General features: G+C 62.1%; 21 protein-coding genes. 10 read left to right on the forward strand and 11 right to left on the reverse strand.

What is annotated here, in order from left to right:
• The first annotated feature begins 159 nt into the window (after positions 1 to 159).
• From HRF45_03825 to HRF45_03845, 5 genes are all read left to right on the forward strand, one after another.
• Entirely contained in the window at positions 160 to 381 is a 222-nt protein-coding gene (locus tag HRF45_03825; protein MEP0765656.1) for a DUF378 domain-containing protein, read from the forward strand.
• A 163-nt stretch (positions 382 to 544) separates the two neighbouring features.
• A complete protein-coding gene (locus HRF45_03830) occupies positions 545 to 985 on the forward strand; it encodes a fasciclin domain-containing protein (GenBank protein MEP0765657.1) in 441 nt (146 codons plus the stop codon).
• A 69-nt stretch (positions 986 to 1054) separates the two neighbouring features.
• Complete coding sequence (locus HRF45_03835; protein ID MEP0765658.1) at positions 1055 to 1456, forward strand: fasciclin domain-containing protein; 402 nt, start codon at positions 1055 to 1057, stop codon at positions 1454 to 1456.
• 154 nt (positions 1457 to 1610) lie between these two features.
• Positions 1611 to 2600 carry an NAD(P)-dependent alcohol dehydrogenase gene (locus HRF45_03840; GenBank protein ID MEP0765659.1) on the forward strand — a complete coding sequence of 330 codons (990 nt, stop codon included), beginning with the start codon at positions 1611 to 1613 and terminating at the stop codon, positions 2598 to 2600.
• Positions 2601 to 2651: 51 nt separating this feature from the next.
• Positions 2652 to 4310 (forward strand): hypothetical protein, encoded by a 1659-nt coding sequence (locus tag HRF45_03845; GenBank protein MEP0765660.1) that lies wholly within the window; start codon positions 2652 to 2654, stop codon positions 4308 to 4310.
• On the opposite strand, the gene HRF45_03850 is transcribed toward HRF45_03845, so the two are convergent.
• Together HRF45_03850 and HRF45_03855 are read right to left on the reverse strand one after the other, a co-directional pair.
• Complete coding sequence (locus HRF45_03850; GenBank protein ID MEP0765661.1) at positions 4285 to 5319, reverse strand: alkaline phosphatase family protein; 1035 nt, start codon at positions 5317 to 5319, stop codon at positions 4285 to 4287. The genes HRF45_03845 and HRF45_03850 overlap by 26 nt on opposite strands.
• Before the next feature lie 435 nt (positions 5320 to 5754).
• A complete protein-coding gene (locus tag HRF45_03855) occupies positions 5755 to 6231 on the reverse strand; it encodes a CopD family protein (GenBank protein MEP0765662.1) in 477 nt (158 codons plus the stop codon).
• Positions 6232 to 6349: 118 nt separating this feature from the next.
• Here HRF45_03855 and HRF45_03860 point away from each other — a divergent pair, with 118 nt between their 5' ends.
• Genes HRF45_03860 through rfaE2 form a run of 4 tightly spaced genes read left to right on the forward strand, consistent with a single transcriptional unit; the run spans position 6350 to position 9757 of the window.
• A complete protein-coding gene (locus HRF45_03860) occupies positions 6350 to 7252 on the forward strand; it encodes a lysophospholipid acyltransferase family protein (protein ID MEP0765663.1) in 903 nt (300 codons plus the stop codon).
• A 25-nt stretch (positions 7253 to 7277) separates the two neighbouring features.
• Complete coding sequence (locus tag HRF45_03865) at positions 7278 to 8270, forward strand: glycosyltransferase family 9 protein (GenBank protein ID MEP0765664.1); 993 nt, start codon at positions 7278 to 7280, stop codon at positions 8268 to 8270.
• A complete protein-coding gene (locus HRF45_03870) occupies positions 8263 to 9276 on the forward strand; it encodes a glycosyltransferase family 9 protein (GenBank protein ID MEP0765665.1) in 1014 nt (337 codons plus the stop codon). The genes HRF45_03865 and HRF45_03870 overlap by 8 nt, the downstream gene beginning before the upstream one ends.
• Complete coding sequence (rfaE2, locus tag HRF45_03875) at positions 9260 to 9757, forward strand: D-glycero-beta-D-manno-heptose 1-phosphate adenylyltransferase (GenBank protein ID MEP0765666.1); 498 nt, start codon at positions 9260 to 9262, stop codon at positions 9755 to 9757. Before HRF45_03870 ends, rfaE2 begins: the two co-directional genes overlap by 17 nt.
• Here the strand turns inward: rfaE2 and HRF45_03880 are convergent.
• The 7 genes from HRF45_03880 to HRF45_03910 form a co-directional block, all read right to left on the reverse strand.
• Positions 9665 to 10354, reverse strand: a complete 690-nt coding sequence (locus HRF45_03880; protein ID MEP0765667.1) for a 1-acyl-sn-glycerol-3-phosphate acyltransferase — start codon at positions 10352 to 10354, stop codon at positions 9665 to 9667. The genes rfaE2 and HRF45_03880 overlap by 93 nt on opposite strands.
• 65 nt (positions 10355 to 10419) lie before the next feature.
• A complete protein-coding gene (gene glpX, locus HRF45_03885; protein MEP0765668.1) occupies positions 10420 to 11382 on the reverse strand; it encodes a class II fructose-bisphosphatase in 963 nt (320 codons plus the stop codon).
• A gap of 415 nt (positions 11383 to 11797) precedes the next feature.
• Positions 11798 to 12313, reverse strand: coding sequence for a hypothetical protein (locus HRF45_03890; GenBank protein ID MEP0765669.1), 516 nt, complete (start codon positions 12311 to 12313; stop codon positions 11798 to 11800).
• 35 nt (positions 12314 to 12348) lie between these two features.
• Positions 12349 to 13044, reverse strand: a complete 696-nt coding sequence (locus HRF45_03895; protein MEP0765670.1) for a hypothetical protein — start codon at positions 13042 to 13044, stop codon at positions 12349 to 12351.
• Positions 13041 to 14258 (reverse strand): MFS transporter, encoded by a 1218-nt coding sequence (locus tag HRF45_03900; GenBank protein MEP0765671.1) that lies wholly within the window; start codon positions 14256 to 14258, stop codon positions 13041 to 13043. Before HRF45_03900 ends, HRF45_03895 begins: the two co-directional genes overlap by 4 nt.
• Positions 14259 to 14300: 42 nt before the next feature.
• Positions 14301 to 14438, reverse strand: coding sequence for a hypothetical protein (locus tag HRF45_03905; protein MEP0765672.1), 138 nt, complete (start codon positions 14436 to 14438; stop codon positions 14301 to 14303).
• Entirely contained in the window at positions 14435 to 14620 is a 186-nt protein-coding gene (locus HRF45_03910; GenBank protein ID MEP0765673.1) for a hypothetical protein, read from the reverse strand. The genes HRF45_03905 and HRF45_03910 overlap by 4 nt, the downstream gene beginning before the upstream one ends.
• A gap of 179 nt (positions 14621 to 14799) precedes the next feature.
• Here HRF45_03910 and HRF45_03915 point away from each other — a divergent pair, with 179 nt between their 5' ends.
• A complete protein-coding gene (locus HRF45_03915; protein ID MEP0765674.1) occupies positions 14800 to 16050 on the forward strand; it encodes a DUF438 domain-containing protein in 1251 nt (416 codons plus the stop codon).
• 13 nt (positions 16051 to 16063) lie between these two features.
• Here HRF45_03915 and HRF45_03920 read toward each other — a convergent pair whose 3' ends face one another.
• Entirely contained in the window at positions 16064 to 18652 is a 2589-nt protein-coding gene (locus tag HRF45_03920; GenBank protein MEP0765675.1) for a hypothetical protein, read from the reverse strand.
• Positions 18653 to 18779: 127 nt separating this feature from the next.
• Positions 18780 to 21677, reverse strand: a complete 2898-nt coding sequence (locus HRF45_03925) for a hypothetical protein (GenBank protein ID MEP0765676.1) — start codon at positions 21675 to 21677, stop codon at positions 18780 to 18782.
• Positions 21678 to 21682: the final 5 nt, after the last annotated feature.

The following is a 21682-nucleotide window of genomic DNA, read 5'->3' on the forward strand; positions in this document are numbered from 1 at the left end:
GGGAGAGTGGCCGACGAAAAAAGTAGAAAAAATATAGACAGGACCTTGACAAACTTTTAGCGATGCTATATAATTCGCCTCGTCAGTTCGCTGCAGCGGCGCACGACCCCGGGCGCTCGATGCAGCCGAGAAAAACATCGCGCACAGGAGACGCAAGAAATGAAGACACTAGACGTTATCGCAGCCATTCTACTAGTCATCGGCGGCCTCAATTGGGGCTTGGTCGGCGTCATGCAGTTCGACCTCGTTGCCACTCTGTTCGGCGAAGGCTCCATCCTGAGCCGCATCGTGTACAGCCTCGTCGGTCTCAGCGCCCTGTATCAGGGACTGCAGTGGAAGGCCATCCAGACCCGTTGGAACGTCGCGCCCTCTATGGGCTAGCCCCGACTCGAATCACGCAACCAACATCAACCAAAGCACAGGAGGAAAACCAATGACCAACTCAGCCACCAAATTCGGGATTCTCGTTTTCGCATCAATCGCGGCAGTCACCGTCAGTCTCGTTCCGCCCGCAAACGCGGACAGCTCTTGCTCCTCAGGCGGCATGAAAAACGTTGCCTATGCGCCCGACGCGAAGAAGGACATCGTGGACACCGCGATCGCTGCCGGCAACTTCAAGACGCTCGTCGCGGCCGTCCAGAAGGCCGGTCTGGTCGAGACCCTGAAGGGTGACGGCCCGTTCACCGTGTTCGCTCCGACGGATGAGGCCTTCGCAAAGGTTCCGAAGGCCACGCTCGACGCTCTGCTCAACGACAAGGCGAAGCTGACGCAGGTGTTGACCTACCACGTCGTTGCCGGCTCGGTCAAAGCCAGTGACGTCGTCAAGCTAAAGTCCGCCAAGACCGTGAATGGTCAGTCTCTGAGCATCTCCGCTACTAAGAACGGCGTCAAGGTCGGTAATGCCAAGGTTCTCAAGACTGACATCTCGGCTTCGAACGGTGTCATTCACGTGATTGACACCGTGCTGCTTCCCAAGTTCAAGTAATCGCATCATCGGGGGCGGTTGTTCTGGCCGCCCCCCGGAAGAAACCTAAGTACAGAAAGGAATCGCAGAATGCCAAACATCGTAGAAACCGCCGCCAACGCAGGGACCTTCCAGACCCTAGTCACCGCCGTACAGCACGCCGGTCTGACCGACGCTCTCTCCGGCTCGGGCCCGATGACTGTCTTCGCACCGACAGACGAGGCTTTTGCCAAGTTGCCCGCCGGCACTGTCGAAGGCCTACTTCAGGACATTCCGAAGCTCCAGGCAATTCTGAAGTTTCACGTCGTGCCCGGTCGCATGGGATCGGCAGAGGTGGCAACCGCACGGGAGATTCCAACGCTCAACGGTCAGAGCATCTCGGTAGACACATCGAACGGAGTGAGAGTCAACGACGCTAACGTAGTTACCGCCGACATCGAGGCAGAGAACGGGATCATTCACGTGATCGACTCGGTCATCTTGCCGAACTGATTTCACACTCCTGCCGCGCAGGCTCGCGCCCCGGCCCGAAGAGCCGGGGCGCGGCCATTGCCTTGCGTGAACCGAAGGACATCGACCGCTCACGACGAAGCTAAGTTGGCCAACACCCCGAGGACTGAGGAGCATAGCGATCATGATCCACTGTATGGCCGCCTTCGAGCCCAAGTCCGAGCTGCGACCGCACACCTACGAGCCTACGCCCCTAGGCCCGTACGACATCGAGATAGGGATAACTCACTGCGGGATTTGCCATAGCGACATCCACTTGATCGACGATGATTGGGGCATCAGTGAGTATCCGCTCGTGCCCGGCCACGAGGTTGTCGGGACCGTGCGGCAGCGAGGTTCTCTCGTCAGCGAGCCCGACCTCGGTTCTCGTGTGGGCTTGAGTTGGCAGTGCGGAAGCTGCCTGCAGTGCGAGTGGTGTGTGGCAGGAGACGAAGCCAACTGCCCCACGCAAGTGGCAACATGCGTTGCCCGTCCAGGGGGCTTCGCTCAGAGCATCCGAGTGGATAGCCGGTTCGCCTATGCGATCCCTGAAGCGCTGGGATCGGAAGGGGCCGCGCCGCTGCTCTGCGGTGGCATCACCGTCTACACACCTCTCCGCAATCATGTTCGTCCTGGCCACCGCGTGGGAGTGATCGGCATCGGCGGACTGGGTCACCTCGCGCTTCGGTTCGCTAACGCGATGGGTTGCCATGTGACGGCATTCTCCATCTCTCCGAACAAGCGGGAAGAGGCGAAGCGGTTCGGTGCGCACGAGTTCGTCGTGTCCACGGACGAGAATGCCATGAAGGCGGCGAAGCAGTCGCTCGACCTCTTGCTCACTACGGTACACGTGGACCTGAACTGGCAGGAGTGGCTGAAGCTGCTGCGTCCCCACGGCACACTGTGCTTTGTCGGGGCGTCGCCCAGCCCGGTGAGCATTGCTCCAATGAGCCTTATCGTGGACGACCTGAAGGTGAGTGGCAGTCACACAGGCAGTCGGCACGAGATGCGCGAGATGCTTAGCTTTGCAGCTCGTCATGGGATCGAGGCACAGGTCGAAGTGATGCCTTTGGCAGAGGCTAACGCCGCCATCGCAAGAGTGAGAGAGAATAGAGCCAGGTACCGGATGGTGCTGTCCATCGGCTAGGCGGTCCCGGCGGTTCCCCGGGGCTGCAGAGGGCTGGTGTACACTTGCCGCATGAGCGCGAACCCCCGCTGGCTGCAGTCCTATTCCGGAGTCCGTGCCGTAGTCGGACAAGGCCCTGACGTTCTCGACGAGGACAAGCTGTTCGCGTTTCGCCATGCGTACTGCTATGCTGTCTCGCGTCTCCAGGCGTGGCCTTCTCCCGAGGCACGATTCGTCTTCGCGCGCGACCCTCGGCCGACCGGCTCAGCTTTGGCAGCCGAACAGGCGGCAGGGGTCGCGGCGGCATGCAGAGACCTCGGTGTGCAGGTCGAGGTGATCGACCTGGGTGTTGTCACTACGCCGGTATGGCAACACGCTGTTCGTGTGTTCGAGGCTCATGGTGGGGTTATGGTAACAGCCAGCCACAACCCGCTCGACAACAACGGGTGGAAGTACGCGACCGGTGTGGAGACCCACGGCGTGGATCCTGCACCTCCCGGCGCGCTCCTCTCGCCTGCCGAAATGGGCAATCTCATTCGCGCTGCGAACTCCTTCTCCCCGAAGCGCACCTCAGTCGAAGTGCAGCGCACAGAAAAACGGGCCGAGGCAGTCCAGCATTATCTCCAGTTCATCCGAGATGCGTTCCGGGTACGAGCCTCTGCTGGATCGGTGGTTCTCGATCCGAACGGGGGTGCGGCCTGTGGTATCGCAGAGGAGCTGTTCGAGTCGCTGGGTGTGAAGCCGATCGTGGTGAACGGAGAGATCGGTCGGCCCGGTCATCTGATCGACGTAGAGGCAGGCGGGCCGCCGGGTAAGGGGCATGTGCTGGATGCGCTCGCCGAGCAGGTACGCGCAGAGGGCGCGCTGTTCGGGCTCGCTTACGATTTCGACGCCGATCGCGGCAACCTAACCTACCTTCGGACGGATGGCGCGACGGCTATCCCATCGCCTCAGGCGGTAGCGGCTATCAACACGGCCATCGCCCTCGCCGTCCACAAACGATCCGGTGACTCGCGGCCTGCTGCGGTCGTGCTGTCGGACGGCACCTCGTGTCGCGTCTGGCGCATTGCAGAGGCGTTCGGAGCGCGGGTCTCCGAGGTCGAGACCGGCGAGATCAACGTGGTGACCCAGATGCGTGAGCTGGAGGAGCAGGGTTACGCTGCGGTCGTCGGGGTCGAGGGACCTAACGGCGGCACTGTGTTCGCCGGCACGACCTGTCGCGACGGGTCATTGGTCGGAGCCGGAGCCTTGCTCGCAGGCACCGATGAGGCTTTGCGCTCGCTCGTACGTGAGACACTTGCCCCGAACAAAGCGCCCGGTCCTGGGCTCGCGGGCTTCATCTCGCTGCTGCCGTATGCACGCTCCATAGCCGAGCGGCGGACCACCGAACCCATGGAATGGTCGCGCTTCGTGGACCTTCTGGAGCAGCGTACGCGGGAGCGCTTCGCCGAGCGGCTGGCGTCGGACTGGAGCGACTACGCTTTCAGCTACTCGTACACGCGCTACGCAGGACCAGAGCGACCCCATGTGGCGCTCTACGGCTGGAAGCTGTGCCTGTCGAGCACGGAAGGGCAGGGGTTCCTCTGGGTCCGCGCATCGAAGACCGAGGCTGGAGTGCTACGTATGATAGCGGATGCGCCCGACGAGCCGCGCGCTATCGCACTGCTTGCGTTCGGCTCTCATCTGCTTGCGGGTGAGAGCCGAACTAGGGCTTCTTTCTCGGCCGACTAGGCTCCGCCACCGCGCCTTTCTCTCGGATGAGCGACTTGCCGTCCAGGCGCGGATGGAAGGACGCGAGGTCGAGGCCGAAGGCATCCAGAATCGTCGGTGCAACGTCCACTCGCTTACCAGGTACCAAGCCTCGAGGGTCGTTGGTCGCGAGTGTCACGTACGGTGCGTTCCTGTGTGTCTTCTGTCCCTCGTCGAACCCGTGGTCGGCGGTGACGTACACGATGGTCTTGTCGTAGATGCCCAACTTCCGCAGCTTGGCGAGGATGCGCCCCGTCCACCGGTCATTGGAGATCAGCGCATCGTTGTACTGCTTCGAGTTCTCGCCGAACTTGTGACCGTTGTGGTCTACGGAAGCGAAGTGGACAAAGAAGAAGAACGGCCGGTCGCGATACTTCTCCAACAGCTCGAGCGTCAGCTCGCCGACTTTGTCGTCTTCGATTAGCCCGTTGCGCCAGAAGTCGAGTGTGGACGAGACATTGTAGTAGGGCTTACCCGGCACCACGAGGTACGGTTTACCGCCTTCGTTGACGATGCTGCCTCCCCCTTGCAGAAGCTGCCGTCGGCGTTCCGGCGTGATGTTCGGGCGCACAGGTCGCTTAATCGGCGGCCCGTCATCAACGTTGCCCATCTTCCCCACGACAGCGACCGTAACGAAGCGGCTCGGTCCGAAGTGCTGCTCCAGCCGCTCGAATACGGTGAGGCCCTTTGGGATGGGCTGGAAGCGGCGGTTGCTGTACACCCCGGTGACCTCGGGGCTGTAGCCCGTCAGGATCTGACTCCATCCAGCCTTCGTGTCGGTGACGCCCTCGATATCTATGTTGACCAGCGCGCCTTCCTTGGAGAGCCGTGCTAGGGTCGGCAACTCGCCTCGATGCAGGCACTCCTGGATGTGCGCACGCTGAGCCCCGTCCCAGCCGACTAGGATTACGTTGCGCGTGGGCTCACCCTCAGTGGGCCCCCAGGCGCCTGCAGCGAGCAGTAGTAGCACCCATGCACCCAATAACCTCATTGCCTTGCCACCTTTGTGCCTCTTTGCACAATAATTGGTAGACGTCGCCTGCTCCCCAGAGTTCAGGTTGCTCAGTGCCAGTCGTGTCATTTCCAGCTAGTGGCGTTCGAGCCTCCAGGATAGTACACCTGCCCGCTGACGACCGATCGGTCGTTCTTTGACCACTTCTGGAAGTCCTGTGCACTCGCCCTCACGGTCGAAGGTGACGAACATCGGGAAAGCGATTCCTCGGGATCACCGAGGTGGTCGTCACGCTGCCGGCTTCTCAGGGGGATGGGTGGACCTGCCGGATAGATTGCGATGTCACGGAGACCGGCTTGGTCGGGGCCGTTGGCGCGTTGTCGGGTGTGCGCGGCAGAGGGCGAAACGGCTCCTACGAGCGGTTTGGGCCGGGCAGGGGCTTTCGGACCAGTCGGGCCGGCTCTCATCGCAGGTCTAGAACGGTTGGACGCGGATTAGCACGAGGATGCAGGCGAGTGCGAGGACCGCGAGCACTGGCACGGCAGCCAACCATGATGGCCGCGTCGCCTCGGGGGAGCGAATCAAGTCGTACAGTTTGGTCGCAGCCACGAAGTGTACGGCGACCAATACAATGACCAAGCCCAGCTTGGCGTGGAACCAGCCCTGCTGTAGCTTGTGGGGCTCGAAGACGATCAACGACCACAGCCCGCCAACGAGCAGGAGCAGAAAGCCCGGAGCAACCGCCCAGTTGTGCAGAGACCGTACCACCGAAAGCGCGGCTCTGCGTTCGTCTGTGTTTTGCGTTGCTGCGGCGCGCCAGACGAGGATGGTCATGCTGAGCAGCCCGCCAACCCAGGAGATCACCCCGAAGACGTGCAAAATCCAAGCTGCATGGTGAGCCGCTACTGCTCCCTCCGGTGCGGTAGCCACCGGCAGCAATCCGAACAACATGCTTTTCCTCCTTCTGGCCCGATCGTACCGGCTTCGCGACCTCCCGGGCACGAGGGGACGGGATGGAAGGAACGGAACCGCGCTCCGGCGTGACACAATGGGGCCGGAGCATCGGTACTTGAAGAGGACGATCCTATTCCTTTCCGGGTTGGCCCTCTGGCTGTTTCGAGGGCTGTTTCGACTGTTGCCCCACCGTGTCGCGGTGGGCCTCGGCGCGGTCGTCGGCACGTTGGTCTACGCCGTCGCGCGCCGTAGGCGGGCTTTGGCCCTGGCCAACCTCGGTGCCGCATTTCCGGAGAAGGAGCCGCAGCAGATTGCCGAGATGGCCAAGAGGGTCTTCGAGAACTTCGGGCGCACCGCGGCGGAGTTCCTGCGAACCAGACACCTCAGTGCCGAGACGGTGTCCAACCTCGTGGAGATTGAAGGTCTTGAGAAAGTGGACCGTGCCCTGCAAGAAGGAAAGGGCGCACTGATGATCACGGCCCACTTCGGCAACTGGGAGCTGATGGCGCGCTACTTGACTGACCGAGGCTATCGGCTGTCTGTGGTCGCGCGGGACGCGAACGACCCCCGAACAACGGAAATCGTCAACGAAATTCGGAGAGAAAACGGGTATCAGGTGTTTAGTCGAGGGAACGCCGCCAAGTTCATCCTGGGGTGCTTGCGCCGCAACGAGTTGGTCGGCATCCTACCCGATCAGAACGCAGGAGATGTCTTCTTACGGTTCTTCGGGAGGGAGTGCGGTAGCGTGGTCGGGCCTGCCGTCATTCACCTCCGGACCGGCGCACCGCTGATTCCAATATTCTGCGTTCGGCTTCCAGGTGACCGCCATCGCATCGAGGTGCATCCGCCCATCGAAACGGCTCTAACCGGCGATACCGACCGGGACGCTAAGGCAATAATGGAGGAGGTCCAAGCGGCGATCGAACGGCAGGTGCGGCGCTATCCCGATCAGTGGCTGTGGTTCCATGACAGGTGGAAGTCCGCGCGCAGAAGGGAAGAGGCTGCCGGTGTCGGTTGATATGTCCTCGGTTCGGAATGTCTTGATGGTCCGGCTGTCGGCCATCGGAGACGTGATGCATACGATGCCGGTGGCGGCTGCGTTAAAGCGCTCTTTCCCGCACATCCGTCTCACCTGGGCCGTGGAAGATCGTTGCGTGGAACTGGTCGAGTGTAACCCCTATGTGGACGAGGTCTTCTCGCTCCCTCGCCACGCATGGCGAAAGCGTCGCTTAAGCCCAGGTACATGGCTCAACGGTGCGACACGGCTGTTCGAACTGCGGCGCAGACACTTCGACCTGGCGCTAGACTTACAGGGTCTGCTTAAGAGCGCGGTCGTCGCCTTTGTCTCGGGGGCGCCAGTGCGGCTGGGCTACCATTGGCAGAGGGAGGGCGCGCGGTTTTTGGTGAAAGGGGTGCCACCAACCAAGGGTTCTGCGCACGTCGTGCAGCAGTATCTCGACGTAGTTCGCTACCTCGGTGGCGAAGCGGAGCCTGTGGACTTCGGCCTCCACGTTCCCGATGCGGCCACGACCTCGGCCAGGCGCCTACTGCAAGATCTCGGTGTGTCCTCCCCCTACGCAGTCATCAACCCTTCCGCAGGGCACCCAACGAAACGTTGGCCTCCGGAGAACTTTGCCGTCGTGTGCGAGCGATTGCACGCAGAGGGCGTGGCACCGGTGCTGGCTGGACATTCTTCGGACGCGCCGATTGCCGCTGCGCTCCGGACCGCCTGCCCGTCCCCCGTGGCAGACGCAGTTGGTCGCACCAGCTTGGTCGAACTTGCAGCGCTGCTTCGCGATGCGTATGTGCACATCGCGGGCGACACGGGTTCTATTCACATGGCTGCAGCCCTCGGGGTCCCGCTCGTGGCGCTCTATGCGGCGACGGACCCGTCACGAAGTGGTCCTTACGGTAGGCTGGATAGTGTGGTCTCTGCGTATCGTCCCGACGGCGGGGGTGCTATCGAAGAACTATCGGTAGACGCAGTCTGGGAACGAACTGTCCAACATCTGCACTCGGTGAGGAGCAGTGCTTGATCCCAAACGCATCCTCTGTGTAACCAAGTCCAGGTACATCGGTGACACCGTCCTCGCGGTCCCGGCTATGCGCGCCCTACGCGAAGCCTTCCCGAATGCCGAGATGGATCTGCTCACCGGTCCAGCCGCTGCTGCCACCATGGCCGAGTGCCCATGGTTCAGTCGGATACTCGTCGAGAAGCCAGGTGCGGAGCGCTCACCCGTTGCCGTGCTTCGTAGGGCTCGTGAGCTGCGAACTCGTAACTATGACCTGTCCGTGCTGTTCAATCGTTCTGTCCGGAGCGCATTCCTCGCTTGGCTCGCAGGCATCCCAACGCGGGTCGGCTTTTCCGTAGAGATGCGTGGGCCACTTCTGACTCACAGGGTGCCCTACGACCGATCGCAGCACGAGATCGAGTGCATGATGGACATTGTCGAGGCCGCGGGCGCCAGATCCGACGATCTCCGGCTGGAGCTGTGGGTCAGTCCAGAGGAGCGTGGAATCTGCCACATGCACGGTCTCTCGCCAAAAGCATACGTGTGCTTCGCCTGCGGCGCAAACGAGCCGCATTTGCGGCTGTGGCCGTCGGAGTACTTCAGTCGCGTTGGAGAAGAGATCGCGCGTTGGGGATTTCGCATCGTTCTCCTGGGTAGCGAAGGAGAGCGAGCCGCAACGAGGCCTGTCGTCCAGGCGCTGGGGAACGCCGCACTAGATTTGTCCGGACGAACGACCATTCGAGAGGCTCTCGGCTGGGTATCGGAAGCTGCCCTCTACGTCTCGGCGGAAACAGGTCTCTCGCACTGCGCAGTCGCGCTCGGAACCCCGAGCGTCGTGGTCCACGGCCCAACGAAGTGGCAGAGATGGGGACATCAGACGGAGACCGCCGTTGCGCTTTGGACCGACCTTGGCTCACCCAATCCAACGCCACAGGAAATCCAAGCTTGTCTTCGAGCCGTTCATCCCCAAAGAGTGATCGAGGCAGCGCGGACACTGATCAAGGAGCCCTCTTTTGCCCCGCGCCCTTAGGAGCAAGATCATCCCGCCGGAGGAAGTGCAATCACTTGCCGACCGGCTGCGGCGAGAGGGCAAGAGCATCGTGTTTACCAACGGCTGCTTCGACCTTCTGCACACCGGCCACGTATGCTATCTGGCAGAGGCCAGGCTGCTGGGAGACTGTCTGATCGTGGGGGTCAACTCGGACGAGTCGGTACGGGCCATCAAGGGACCGGGCCGCCCGTTTTTGCCACTCGAGGACCGGCTCACGATGCTTGCTGCCCTAGAGTCGGTGGACGCAGTGACGTGGTTCGAAGAATCGACCCCGGACTTGCTCATTCGAGCTATTCGGCCGACAATCCATGCGAAGGGTGGCGACTATCGGGTGGAGGACCTTGGCGAGGCCGATCTGGTTCGCGAGCTAGGAGGTCGCGTCGTCGTTCTGTCCCTCGTGGAGGGCAGGTCCACCTCGTGGCTTCTGGATCACATCGGGCGGCGCCTGTCCGGTAAGTGAGGCCAGATCCTCCCCGATTCGCTGTACGATGTCCTGGATGCTGGGAGGCCCGTCAGTTCCCTCGAATGCGAGGGGCTTTCCGAAGCGGATGGTAACGGGTCCGCGGGCCTTGCGCGGTCGCAGGGTGCCGTACCGGACAATCTGGTTCGTGCCGACGATTCCCGCGCATACGCACGTCGCGCCCGTTCGGCGAAGAATCAGTGCTGCCCCAGGGAGGATGGGCAGCAACTTGCCGCTCTGCGAGCACTCGCCCTCCGGGAAGATGATCACACATTCGCCGCGAAGCAGGAGTTCCTCGGCTCGTCGCAGGGCCCGGCGATCCGGGGCACCCCTGCGCACCGGGATGCTGCGGTACAGCCGCACCACCAGCCCGATGACGCCCATATTGAACAGCTCCTCTTTGGCCAGGAACCAAGATGGGCGGGGTACGGCATGAAACATGGCAGGTGGGTCGGCGTCCGAGATATGGTTTGCACAAACTAACACCGGGCCGCGACGCGGGACGTGTTCGCGGCCCTCGACACGCAGCGGCCCGAAGATGAGGAAGGCCACTGTGGTGAGCAACTTGCCGAACGGATAGAGCAGCACAAGAAACAAAAGGCTCGACAGACCGGTCCTAAAGCGGGCGCCCGGCTTCGAAGATGCTCGATCCACTGCCTTTGCTAGTAGGTGGACGGCTGGTGAGGGAAGCGATGCGAAGTTCGTATGCGCCTTATCGTGCCGGACCTGGACCGCATTACGATGGACTCGGTGGTCGCGCCGCGCCTCGAGTATTTCACTCCTCTCATCATCGGCCCATCGGTTACGCCGGTCGCGCAAAAGAGCACGTCGCCTTCGGCAAGGTCGGTCACGGAAAAGATACGGTCGGGGTCGCCGCCCAGCATCTCCCTAGTCCGCTCCCGCTCCTCCTCGTTTCGGAACACGAACCTGGCCTGCATGTCTCCTCCCATGCTTCTAACGGCGCAGGCGCTAATCACCCCTTCCGGCGCCCCTCCGATGCCCATCAGAGCATCCACGCCCGATTGCTCATCGCACGCGGCGATCGCGAGAGAGAGGTCACCGTCGCCCACCAACATCACGCGCGCTCCGCAAGCGCGGAGCTCTTCGATCAACTCCTTGTGGCGATCGCGATCCAGTACCCCGACCGTAACCTCGTGTACATCCTTGCCTAGGCACTTCGATAGAACCTTGACCGTCACACGTGGTGGCAGCGTCATGTCTATCGCGCCAGCGGCCTCGGGCCCCACCACCAACTTATCCATGTAGATGTCCGGCGCGTGCATCAAATGGCCTTTGCCTTCCACCGCCGCCCCGATTACGCTGATGGCGTTCGGGGTGCCGTTCGCGCACAGGTTGGTTCCCTCGAGGGGATCCACTGCGATTTCGACCCTCGGCTCTTCGGAGCCACCGACCTTCTCGCCGATGTACAGCATCGGTGCTTCATCGCGCTCGCCTTCGCCGATGACGATGGTGCCGGCCATGTCTATCGAGTCGAAGGCGCGCCTCATCGCGTCGGTGGCGGCTTGGTCTGCTGCGTGCCGATCCCCCTTGCCGACCCATAACGCGGATGCAAGCGCTGCAGCTTCCGTGACGCGAACAAATTCAAGAGCTAGATTTCGATCCATTCTTACCTCCCAGACGGCAAGCGGCCTCCGCGGGTGACCCCCCGGGGGGCCGCGTCCAATGTACCCGTCCGAAGGCTGACGGGCCACGCGTAGACGCGTGCGGCATCGGTTCATCGTCCTCAGCGGCGTAGGTAAGCACGAATCTCAGTGGATTCGTTGCGGAGGTATGGCAGAATCCGCAAATCACTGCTATAATTGCCTGGTAGGCGGCTCAGCGAAGTCGGGCTACCACCGGTTGAAAGCGGCGCTTGACAGAACCAATCTCCGGGCGACGTTTTCGAGACAGCCGTTGACTCGGGAAGGTGACTCATCCAAGGCGCCGGCCCCCTAGGGCCGGCGCCGACTTTTTCGGCTCGTCAATCATCGGCTTCGACGGTCCCCATCGTTCGGCCCAGTGACTGGCTAGCCGAGGGCGCTAGCTGCCGGTAGTCTTGATTACGTGAACCTGCGTGACCTTCTTGTCGCGAGCCTCGTTGATCGTGATCGTCACATGTCCATCTGGTGCCTCTAGGTGGAAGAAGGCAATCTTCCCCTCGGGAACCGTGGTCACCGATTGACTCTTGACGTCCTTCAACTTGGACTTGTAGAACGCGACGACGTCGTCGAAGGAGTCCGGAGTGGTCAGCAAGTGCTGCCGCATCGTCTGCGACTTGCCTTCCTCGCTGCCTTCGTAGGTGCTCGTCATTTCGCCGGTGGCACCGGGATAGACGGGCACCCCGAGCTCGGCTTCGGTGATCGGTCGCTTCTCGGTGGAAGCTGTTGCCTTGGAATCGCCGTCCTTGGACTCGATGGTGACGGAGCCGTTTTTGTTTTCTTCGGTGACGGTCACGGAGCCATCGGCGGTCGTGACGGTCCGCTTCGAGCCCCCGCACCCGGTGAGGATGAAGGTGCCGACGAGTAGCGTGACTAGGAATGCTGCTGTGAAACGCATGGTTTCCTCCTTGCCCGGACGCGGAACACGTACTTCTATGGGGAAGTATCGGTTCCTCGTGTGCCGCTCCCACTTCCAGCCGCTTGCTCCATGCGCTGAAGGTGGTACAGCTCGTGCCACACCGCCCGGCGCAGGGTCTTTCGCGCGGTCCACTCCTCGCCATCTGCGATGTGCCGGCGCTCGCGCGGGAGCACCGAGAGCACATAGGGCACGTGGCGCGTCACGAACATCTCCCGCGACAGGCGCAGACATGCCCTAGAATCGCTCGTGGTTGGGAACTGCTCGATGTCTCCCGGAGAGCCCGGGATGCGCGACGCGTACCACCACTCTGCCTTGGCGATGTGCATGAGAGTCCAGGTGAGCTTCTCGCTGGGCGGCAGAGCCTGTGCAATGGGTAACAGATCGGCGCGTGAGAATGTCAGAATCTGCACACACTCCTCGGCATACTCGTCTGTGAGTGGTAGGGCATCCTCTTGGAAGAACCCTTCCGTGTCGCCAGTGTTCGGGTACCCGGTCGCTGTCACACTCTCTGCGACCTCGATACCTGCTCGTTCGATGGGCGCGAGGTGGTGTCGCCTACGCCAACCCGCGAGCCACTCAAGGGTACGCTGTAGATCCCTCAGCGCGTCGTTCTCGTCGGCGCCTTGTCCAGATGCGCCGGGCATTTCGAACGCCCACGCCATGCTGGAACCGTCGTCCTTGGTCTCGATGGATACTTGCCAGGGTTTCATGCTTGCTCACCCGATCGGATGTGTGGAGCAACAGGGGCGCGTGTAGCAGGCAGGGCCAGTAGGGCGACGAAGGCGAAGGTTGCGCCCGCCGCGAAGGTCGCCGATGGGCCATAGCTATGCCACAGCGACCCCGCTATGGTGCTGGCGGCGAGTGCCGAGAAGCCTAGCACCAGATTCGTCATTCCGAACGCCGTGCCTCGCAGTTCCGAGGGTGCGCGATCGGCCACCATCGCAGACAGCACGCCTTGGGTGAACCCCATGTGCAACCCCCAAAGTGCCACGCCCACGAGCAGTACCGTCACGCCGCCCGCGACGGCCAGCAGAGCGTCGGCTAATACTAACAGCACGAGGCCCACTGCGAGCGCACCCGCGCGCCCCAGACGATCGGAAGCCGCACCCGCAGGCCAAGCCGAGACCGCGTACACCGCGTTCATCACGATCATCACGATGGGTACTGCAGCGAGCTTCATGCCCAAAGACTCGCCACGTAGAAGAAGAAACGCCTCGCTGAAACGCGCGAGCGAGAACGTGGCAACGATAAGCATCACGACCCAATAGGGCCGACCGAGGCGGCGCAGCGTGCGTAGGCTCATGGTGGGAGTCGCATCCGCAATTTTACGTGTCGCGGAGGGCTCGTGCACGGCGCTCACGAGCAGCAGCACGGCGAGCGCAGCAGGGACGGTGGCAACCCAGAAAGTCAGGCGGAAGGAGTCTCGTGAGAGCGACATGACGACGAGTGCTAGGGCAGGGCCTAACAGCGCACCCACCGTGTCCAGCGACTGCCTCAGCCCGAACGCCGCGCCCCTGATCTCGGGAGGTGTCAGATCTGCGACCAATGCATCGCGAGGCGCACCACGGATGCCTTTGCCGACACGATCGGTGAATCGCGCCACAATCACCCAATCAATCCTGCCGGCCAGCGCGAACACGGGCTTAGTGATCGCCGAAAGGCCATACCCGGTCACCGTGAGCAGCTTGCGCTTGCCGAGCCTGTCGCTGAGCGTGCCAGAGAACAGCTTGGTGATGGAGGCAATCGCTTCGGCGAAGCCCTCGATGAGGCCCACCGCGATGGTGGAGGCACCCAGCGTTGAGACCAGGAAGAGCGGCAGGACCGCATGCACGGCTTCGGATGACGTGTCCATTAGGAGGCTCACGAAACCGAGCGCCCACACACTGCGCGGAATGCCCGGACGCCGGTTCGCTGGTTCACTCATAGCAGCGAGATTGGCCACCGGCTGGTGAGGTCCTTCTCCGGGTCAACGACAATCCAGCCGGCACTCGACAGCGGCGACCGAGATTGGGGGAAGTGTGATAGTGTTTTCGGTGACAGCGAGCGGTGTGGTGCGGATGCGCGTGGAGGCGGTCCAGTGGTTCATCGCATCCATCTGCTTCATATCTTGGGTGTCCCGCACCACCTCCGCAGAGTGCACGATTGGATGATGCCGTCCATCAGACTATTGCACATGTTCGAGCGACAGGTAAGACGGACGAAGTCGCAGTTCCGGTGGAACATGTTCAGGAAGCGGGCGGTCATGAGTGCCGACTCGACGGTCGCGAGACTCGTGCGTCGTTTCACAATGTCGGCGGTTCTGCGACCAGCCTCCGGGTCCTGCCTAAACGGCCCCGCGTTGAAGGACTGTGGTCCGGAAGACCAGTGAGGCAATTGGAAGTGTGCTAGAGGCGGAGGTACCCTACGTAGGAGGCTTGTGCGGAGCGCACCCGCCCCTTTGCAGCGTCTGCAGGAGAGGAGAACGAATGAGCGAGCTAATTAACAACCGCGCAAAGCGTATCGCCACGCTGAAGGAGATCATCCAGACCCTTCATAGGGGGGCCGATCCGGAGAGCGTAAGGCAGCAGCTCACCGAGATCGTTAAGGAGGCCGATGCGGGCGAGATCGCCGCGATGGAGCAAGAGATCATCGCATCGGGTGTCTCCGTGGAGGAGGTCAAATCCATGTGCGACCTTCACGCCGCGGTGGTTCAGGACATCCTCAAAAAGCCTCTCGTGCAGATATCGGCGGGCCACCCGGCCGACACCATCCTCCGGGAGAACCGAGCGATTCGCGAACGGTGCGCCCGGATGCGTGCTGCGATGGAGCAGATCCGGCAGCTTCCGGACGATGCGGATGCCGACCAGCCCCTCCAAGAGTGGAAGAACGCCCTGAACGACTTAATGGACGTGGACAAACACTACCGGCGGAAGGAAGACCTGTTCTTCTCGGTGTTGGAGAGGCATGGCGTCACCGGCCCGTCCAAGGTGATGTGGGCGGTACACGACGAGGCGCGAGCAGCGCTGAAAGCACTCGATGCTGGCTTGAAGCAGGCCGCTGCGCGTGCCGGGGACCTGAAGCCCATCGCCGATACGGTCGCGACCCGCGCGCTCACCATCGTCGAAAACATGACTTCGAAGGAGGAAGACATCCTCCTCCCCATGATGCTTCAGTTATTAAGTGAGGACGAGTGGGGAGAGATATGGGAGCAATCGCCGAAGTACGGCTGGTGCCTGGTCGAACCGGGTGATACCTACCGACCTCCACAGGCGAGGCAGCGCGAGGACGTTGTTAGCATTCCATCGGACCGTGCACTGGTCTTTCCGACCGGGCAGCTGGACTTCGAGCAGATTAGGGGCATCTTCGCCACGCTTCCCGTGGATCTCACCTTTATAGATGCAGAGGACCGGGTGCGGTTCTTCTCCGAGGGTGAGCGCATCTTCGCGCGGAGCAAGGCCATCCTCGGCAGAGCGGTGCAGCACTGTCACCCACCGAAGAGCGTTCACATCGTGGACCAGATCGTCTCCGACTTCCGCAGTGGGCGTCAGAACGTGGCGGAGTTCTGGATCGACTTGCACGGCAAGTTCGTCCACATCCGCTACTTCGCAGTTCGAAACACAGAGGGCGAGTATCTTGGCACGCTCGAGGTCACGCAGGACCTGACACCGCTCCGCGCACTAACGGGCGAACGACGCCTGCTGCAGTACGACTCCGAGCCCGCGTCCGGCGACTCCTAACTCACGCACGGCGCTAGTTATCCAAAGGCGTCCACCCATCGGAGAGCGTGCCTTTCATCCAGTACTTCTCGTTGTCTCCACCCTCGGTGCAGATGAGGGTATTGCCGCGGATGGCGATGCCCCACACCTGACGGCCCTTGTCGTTGAACGTGCTATGCCAGCGCGCTACCCTGCGTCCAGATTCGTAGCGATCGATGCCGTCTTGCGTTCCGACATACAGCCGTCCGGTTTCGTCATAGCACACGCTAAGCGGCTTCATGGCGTTGTCTACGATGGCAGTGCGTTTCATCTCCCGCAGGGAGTCGGCATTCAGCGTGACCTCGGTGACACGGTTCGCTCCGAACTCGGCGATGGCTACGACGAGGCGATCACCGATGATATGCACCGCCAGGTCGCGAGCATCTAGAAACTCACCCTCGATGGTGCCGAGGGACTTGCCATCCGGATCGTACACTTCGATACGTCCGAGGTCGGGATACGAGGCGAACAGTCGATTCTGGGAATCGGAATCGATCCGAGCGGGGTAGGCAAAGTCGTCGCGGCCTTCCCCGATACGTCGCGAGTCGCCGAAGCGGTTTGTCACCTTGTGTGTCTTAGTATCTATCTCCACGATACCCTGCCGCCAGCGAGCGGCCACGAAGATGCGGTTAGAGGGTGTCACCGTGATGTCCGTGATGCTACCACTGCCGATTAGCGCTGTGTCGGACATGTTTATGAGGCTGCCTTCGGCGTCCACCCCGAAGACGGTGCCTATGTGATTGTCAATCACATACATCGCACCGTCCGGCCCGAAGGCGGTGCCGATAGGACGTACCAGTCCCATCTTCACCTGCTCCACCTCGGGCCACACGATGGGTTCGGCGATGCGGCTCTCCGTCCCGTCTTCGGCGACCGCTGTGACGGTGAACCAGATGTAGCCCTGGCGCGGCGGAAACTCGACGGTGGCGGTGCGAACGTTCGCGGCAACCTCCTGCACGGTCTCATAGGTGGGCTCGTGCAACGCGCACTTCCAGTCTCGATTCCACCGCACGCGGTACTTGGAGATGCGCTTGCCGGCGACGCTGGGAGCATCCCATGCTAACACAGCCCTGGTGCGATCGCTCCGGTCTGTCAGCACCCGAAGGTTCTCTACGGGTGGCGGGGAGCCGAGAGGCGCGATGTTCGTCTGGTAGACGTAGGTGTGCGACTTCTTGCTACCACGCCAGTAGGCGATGTTGAACTCTCGCACGTCCACGAAGTGGTACTCCTTCTGGCCGTATGCGCGCACGCAGTACATGATCACGCAATTGCCCCCTACCACCCATAACGTGTTGTATGGGTTGGCCCCCAGGTTGAATCTACCTTCAGAGTCCAGCCGCACGTGCTTCGGCGTGACGATGTCGGTCTTGCGGCTGAAGACGTTCATATCGTACGGCGAGGCCCACTGCTGGAAGATGGTCAGCGCCGCACCGGCGAGGGGCTTTCCCCGGTTGTCCAGGAACTGCACGAAGTTGCTCTCCGGCATGTCGAAGAGGTAGACGCCGTAGCCTGCGTGATTGCCCCAGGTTCGCAGCGTAGCATCGAACGCCGCGGCCTCGTGCTCGCTGAAAGCGCCACGGATCTCGTCACGGAACCCACCACCCATGATGGATCCGTGGACGGCCCGGTGATCGGAGTAGGGGATCTCGATGGTCTTACCGGTGTCGGGATCCCGCGCGAGGTTGTCCAGCATCCCGAGTCCGATCTGGTAGCTGTCAATCACACCGCACTGATGCACCAGTTCGTGAATCAGCCCGCCATCGATCCCCTTGGCGTACTCGGGGATGCGGTCGAGGTCCCAATGGATCGTCCAGTTGCACCACCCACCCTTCGCGCTGTATGCCTTGTGCTCCGCTCCTTCGTACTCCGGGAAGATGTAGTTGAAGCGAATTCCCGCCTGCACGCCCTTGGGAGTGGAGGGGTATACGGCCAGGCGGAAGTATTCCCGCCACTTGTCTATGTGTGCCTGACACCAGTCCTCGAAGGAGTAGGACCCGACCAGATTCTCGCTCTTGCCAAAGGCTTCATACTCCCCGTTCGGCCCCGCCGCGATGGTGAGCACGAATCCGAATGTAGGGTCCTCGCGTTTGTTGTTCGTCTCGGATATCTCTTTGATCTCGTTCTGCGAGTCCGCCTCGAAGGAGACGAAGTGCCGCCCGGGGTCGTAGGGCCACTGAATCGACACGGTGGTCTTCTCGCCCGGGTCCAGTGTTGGCAGCGTGCCCTTCTTCACCACTTTGCCGTCCATCTTGAATTGGTACTCGCTCGCAAGGGCTCTCGCGCCGCCTTTGTTGGCTACGTACGCCGTCATCGTCACCGGCTCGCCCTTGTCTGGGCGGGTCTTGACGTTGGCCTCGTACTCGTCCCGGGTGAAGTAATAGACGAAAGGCCGCCCGCCGCTCCCCGAGCCTGGCTTCACCAGCACGGGCAGGTTGCCGGGATAGTTGAACCCGTAGTTAGGGTACACGGGCCACTGCTCGATGAACAGCACGTCCAAGTCGGGCATTGCGGGGACGTCGGCCCAGAGGGAGGGAGCAGGACCTGCGAGAAGAGGGAAGATTGCCGAGACGAAGAGACGGATCATGGGTTCGACCTCCGGGACGCTGAGTTCGGCTCTGGGTTTCTGTTTCCGCAGGGGCGCGGAGAACTCCTGTCGGCAGACACTGTGCCTGCCGAGTCTCGCAAGCCCGTCTTCGAGGCCCCTGGCGTCTCTAGCGCAGCTTCACCACGCTGTGCGTGCGCGAGGGTGCACCGGCCGGGTAGGCGACTGTGGACGCGTCGGCCGTGCGCACCTCGATCCAGTACTCGAAGTCACCAGATCGCTCGCATGACAGCATCCCATCGTACACACCCCTGGCAACACGCACTACCTTCGCCTGCCGCCACGCACTCTCACCCAGCGGCCGCCAGTGGAGGGCGACGGCGGTTACCTCGGCGGCGCTCAGGACATGGATGGGGATACGCAGTGGTGCGCCATCTTCCAGCAGCGTGCGCTTGGTGGGAACGCACAGCAGGGTCGGTCCATCATACGACTTTTCTACGGAGTACTCAGCCGGGAGCGGTTCGCCGAGCATGGCTTCCAACTCCTTGCGCTGGCGCTCCACGGTCCTTGGCAAGATATGCTGCTCCCAGTTAGCTAGGGTGCCCAACTCGCCCTTCGTGCCGATGGTAGGTAGCAGATAGCGATACACTTCCTCGAGCCTATCCAGTAAGGCCTTATAGAGTGGTAGTGCCGTACGGGCCGCATTCCTCCGCACCTCGCCATCCTGACTCTCGTGAGCGGGTCTCAACACTTCCTCCACGCGATGACCCGCGTGGGCCATCCTAGCCATGGCGCGCAGGTAGCGGAACGAGTTCAGCCAGTAATCGAACCGCTCCAGGTTGCCCGGTCCTTCGACTCTGGGTCCCATCGCCTCAAGCTCCGCTACGAAGCCGTACTGCTTTTCGATCTCCTCGATCGGGCGTCCGTCGTTCCACAGCCCTCCCGGGCCGTCCATCCACCCTGCGGGCCGGGGAAGCTTGCCGTCCAGGCGCGCGAATAGCCTCGCAGCGTCCTGCGCCACCTGCGGTCCGAACTGATGCAGTGCCCAGTCGCCATAGAAAGCATCACATGGAAGGTCACGCTCCATCTCCCTATCCGCGGCATAGGCTCCCACCGCAGGACCGGCGCAGTTGATACGCATGGACTGTCCGGCACCTTCTACTACCACTCCTGCAATGCACGGCATCTCGACCACTGGTACGAACTCTATGTCTAGTCGTCCGTCCTCAACGCTAACATGATAGGTCATGTCGAGAGCACGGTTCTGCCCTACCTCGGCAAACACGTCTAGGCGCGATACCACCGTCTTGCCCTCGATCTGCACGTCGAACACTCTGCGGCCCGGCTCGGAGTAGTAGGGTTCGCAGAACTTGAGAGTGACCTGGTACTCGCCGTTCGGCACCATGAAGCGGTAAGACGACAAGTCATAGCGAACGTGTTGATACACCATCGGCTCATCGGCTCCCTCTATTCGGTTGCCTGGGAAGTGTGCGAGCTTGCCACCTAACGCCCCAGATACCGATGGAGCATCGGGTGGCGGAGGCAGTTGCCACGCAGCTCCCGCCAGTGCCGCGACGTTCGGCCCGATCACGCGAGTTCGCCAGTGGATACCCATAAGGCCGTTGCAGCCGTACGCGTGCGCGTCGGAGGCGTCACGGAGCATCCGCCCTACCCACAGCTGCGGGGTAGTCAGCGCGGGGTCGTCTTCGAGCCACGGTATGGCCCACTTGTCTCTTCCACTCACGCGCGCGAAGCCTGCCTCGACGGGGGCCATGCCGACTTCTCGATTGATGCAACTAACACCTACGTCCGCCGGTAGCTCGCGGGCAAAGAGATCTCTCGCATACTGTGGTCCCAACACCCAGCCGCACGTGGCCATAGCGAAGGGCTTCCCGAGTTTGTCCAGAGCGCGGAGCGCCGCCCTGATGTCGGCGAGAGTGCGTTCCACCTCCTCGGGCGTGGTGCCGCTCCACGTCCATCCCTCGGGTGTCCACAGCCAGTAGTAGTCCACCGGCGAGACGAGCGAGAGCCTGCGAAAGATGCCTTCGTAGAACTGCTCGGTCGTGGCCTCCGGATAGCGTTCGCGCACCCTTCGCGGCACGGTCAGTGGCGTCTCGGTGCCTACACAGGTTCGGATCCCGAGCTCCTCCGCAAAAGCGAACGCTCTACCGAGCATGTCACCCGTACGATTGAACAGCCGGGTGCAGGCATCGGGGTCGTAGGGCTTCGGCGTTAGGCCGCGCATGACATCCGTGCCGTAGTCGTCCCTGTCGAAGAGAGCCCCGGCTCCGAATAGGAAGTCCGAAGTCTTCTTGGGGTCGTACCCCCAATCACCCCTGAGGGTGTTCTGGTAGGAGGCGGGATAGGCGAGACGCACCCGTCCCTTCTCGTCCACATCCTCGGACACACCTATCCACACGGTCGGCTCGGCGATGTCCTCGGGGTAGGTGTGCAGGCCGATGAAGTTCATGCGCAACTTCGGGAGCTGTGCGAGGACCGCCTTGTAATCGTCCAAGCTCCACCAGTCCGGCCCTTCCGGGAAGTCGTGGAAAGGCTGTATGCCGCGCAGCGTGAACTTCGGCCGCCCCACCTCGTCCACGTCAACCCGACTCAGAGGCGCGTGCCGGTCGGGCAGCACATCTCCGTCCAAGTAGAACCGTACCCCGAGCTTCTCGGCAAAGCGATAGGCCCCGTATAGGGTGCCCACATCATCGCCACCGACGACAAGAGTGACGGTCCGGGTCCCCATGCGAACCGTTCGCAACATGTACTCCTCGGAAATGAGCGAGTCGAACGCCGGGAGCAGGCCGGCCTGCTCCGCAAGGGCTCTCACAAGCCCCCTGTCGCTGCGACCGACGACGACCGCGTACCCCGATTCGGACGGCAGAGCGTCGTCCGTCGGAATGAGCAGGGGCAGGGAGCCAGTGACGTGGTAGAGGTATCGCCGTACTTCGCGAGCCGCCAGATCCTCAAGCGAGCTCGCCTGGCGGGGCAGGACGACGACGGTCTGGCTCTCGGTGGCTGGGCCGAGCGACAGGAAAGCGAGCAGAGGCGACAATATGAACATTGGGG

This window comes from Fimbriimonadia bacterium (assembly GCA_039961735.1).
In the GTDB taxonomy this organism is placed as follows: Bacteria; Armatimonadota; Fimbriimonadia; order Fimbriimonadales; family JABRVX01; genus JABRVX01.

Bases quoted from the DNA above. Each gene is read 5' to 3' on its own strand.
- HRF45_03825 (MEP0765656.1), top strand. From the start codon at position 160: ATGAAGACACTAGACGTTATCGCAGCCATTCTACTAGTCATCGGCGGC.
- HRF45_03830 (MEP0765657.1), top strand. From the start codon at position 545: ATGAAAAACGTTGCCTATGCGCCCGACGCGAAGAAGGACATCGTGGAC.
- HRF45_03835 (MEP0765658.1), top strand. From the start codon at position 1,055: ATGCCAAACATCGTAGAAACCGCCGCCAACGCAGGGACCTTCCAGACC.
- HRF45_03840 (MEP0765659.1), top strand. From the start codon at position 1,611: ATGGCCGCCTTCGAGCCCAAGTCCGAGCTGCGACCGCACACCTACGAG.
- HRF45_03845 (MEP0765660.1), top strand. From the start codon at position 2,652: ATGAGCGCGAACCCCCGCTGGCTGCAGTCCTATTCCGGAGTCCGTGCC.
- HRF45_03850 (MEP0765661.1), bottom strand. From the start codon at position 5,319: ATGAGGTTATTGGGTGCATGGGTGCTACTACTGCTCGCTGCAGGCGCC.
- HRF45_03855 (MEP0765662.1), bottom strand. From the start codon at position 6,231: ATGTTGTTCGGATTGCTGCCGGTGGCTACCGCACCGGAGGGAGCAGTA.
- HRF45_03865 (MEP0765664.1), top strand. From the start codon at position 7,278: ATGGTCCGGCTGTCGGCCATCGGAGACGTGATGCATACGATGCCGGTG.
- glpX (MEP0765668.1), bottom strand. From the start codon at position 11,382: ATGGATCGAAATCTAGCTCTTGAATTTGTTCGCGTCACGGAAGCTGCA.
- HRF45_03890 (MEP0765669.1), bottom strand. From the start codon at position 12,313: ATGCGTTTCACAGCAGCATTCCTAGTCACGCTACTCGTCGGCACCTTC.
- HRF45_03895 (MEP0765670.1), bottom strand. From the start codon at position 13,044: ATGAAACCCTGGCAAGTATCCATCGAGACCAAGGACGACGGTTCCAGC.
- HRF45_03900 (MEP0765671.1), bottom strand. From the start codon at position 14,258: ATGAGTGAACCAGCGAACCGGCGTCCGGGCATTCCGCGCAGTGTGTGG.
- HRF45_03905 (MEP0765672.1), bottom strand. From the start codon at position 14,438: ATGAAGCAGATGGATGCGATGAACCACTGGACCGCCTCCACGCGCATC.
- HRF45_03915 (MEP0765674.1), top strand. From the start codon at position 14,800: ATGAGCGAGCTAATTAACAACCGCGCAAAGCGTATCGCCACGCTGAAG.
- HRF45_03920 (MEP0765675.1), bottom strand. From the start codon at position 18,652: ATGATCCGTCTCTTCGTCTCGGCAATCTTCCCTCTTCTCGCAGGTCCT.
- HRF45_03925 (MEP0765676.1), bottom strand. From the start codon at position 21,677: ATGTTCATATTGTCGCCTCTGCTCGCTTTCCTGTCGCTCGGCCCAGCC.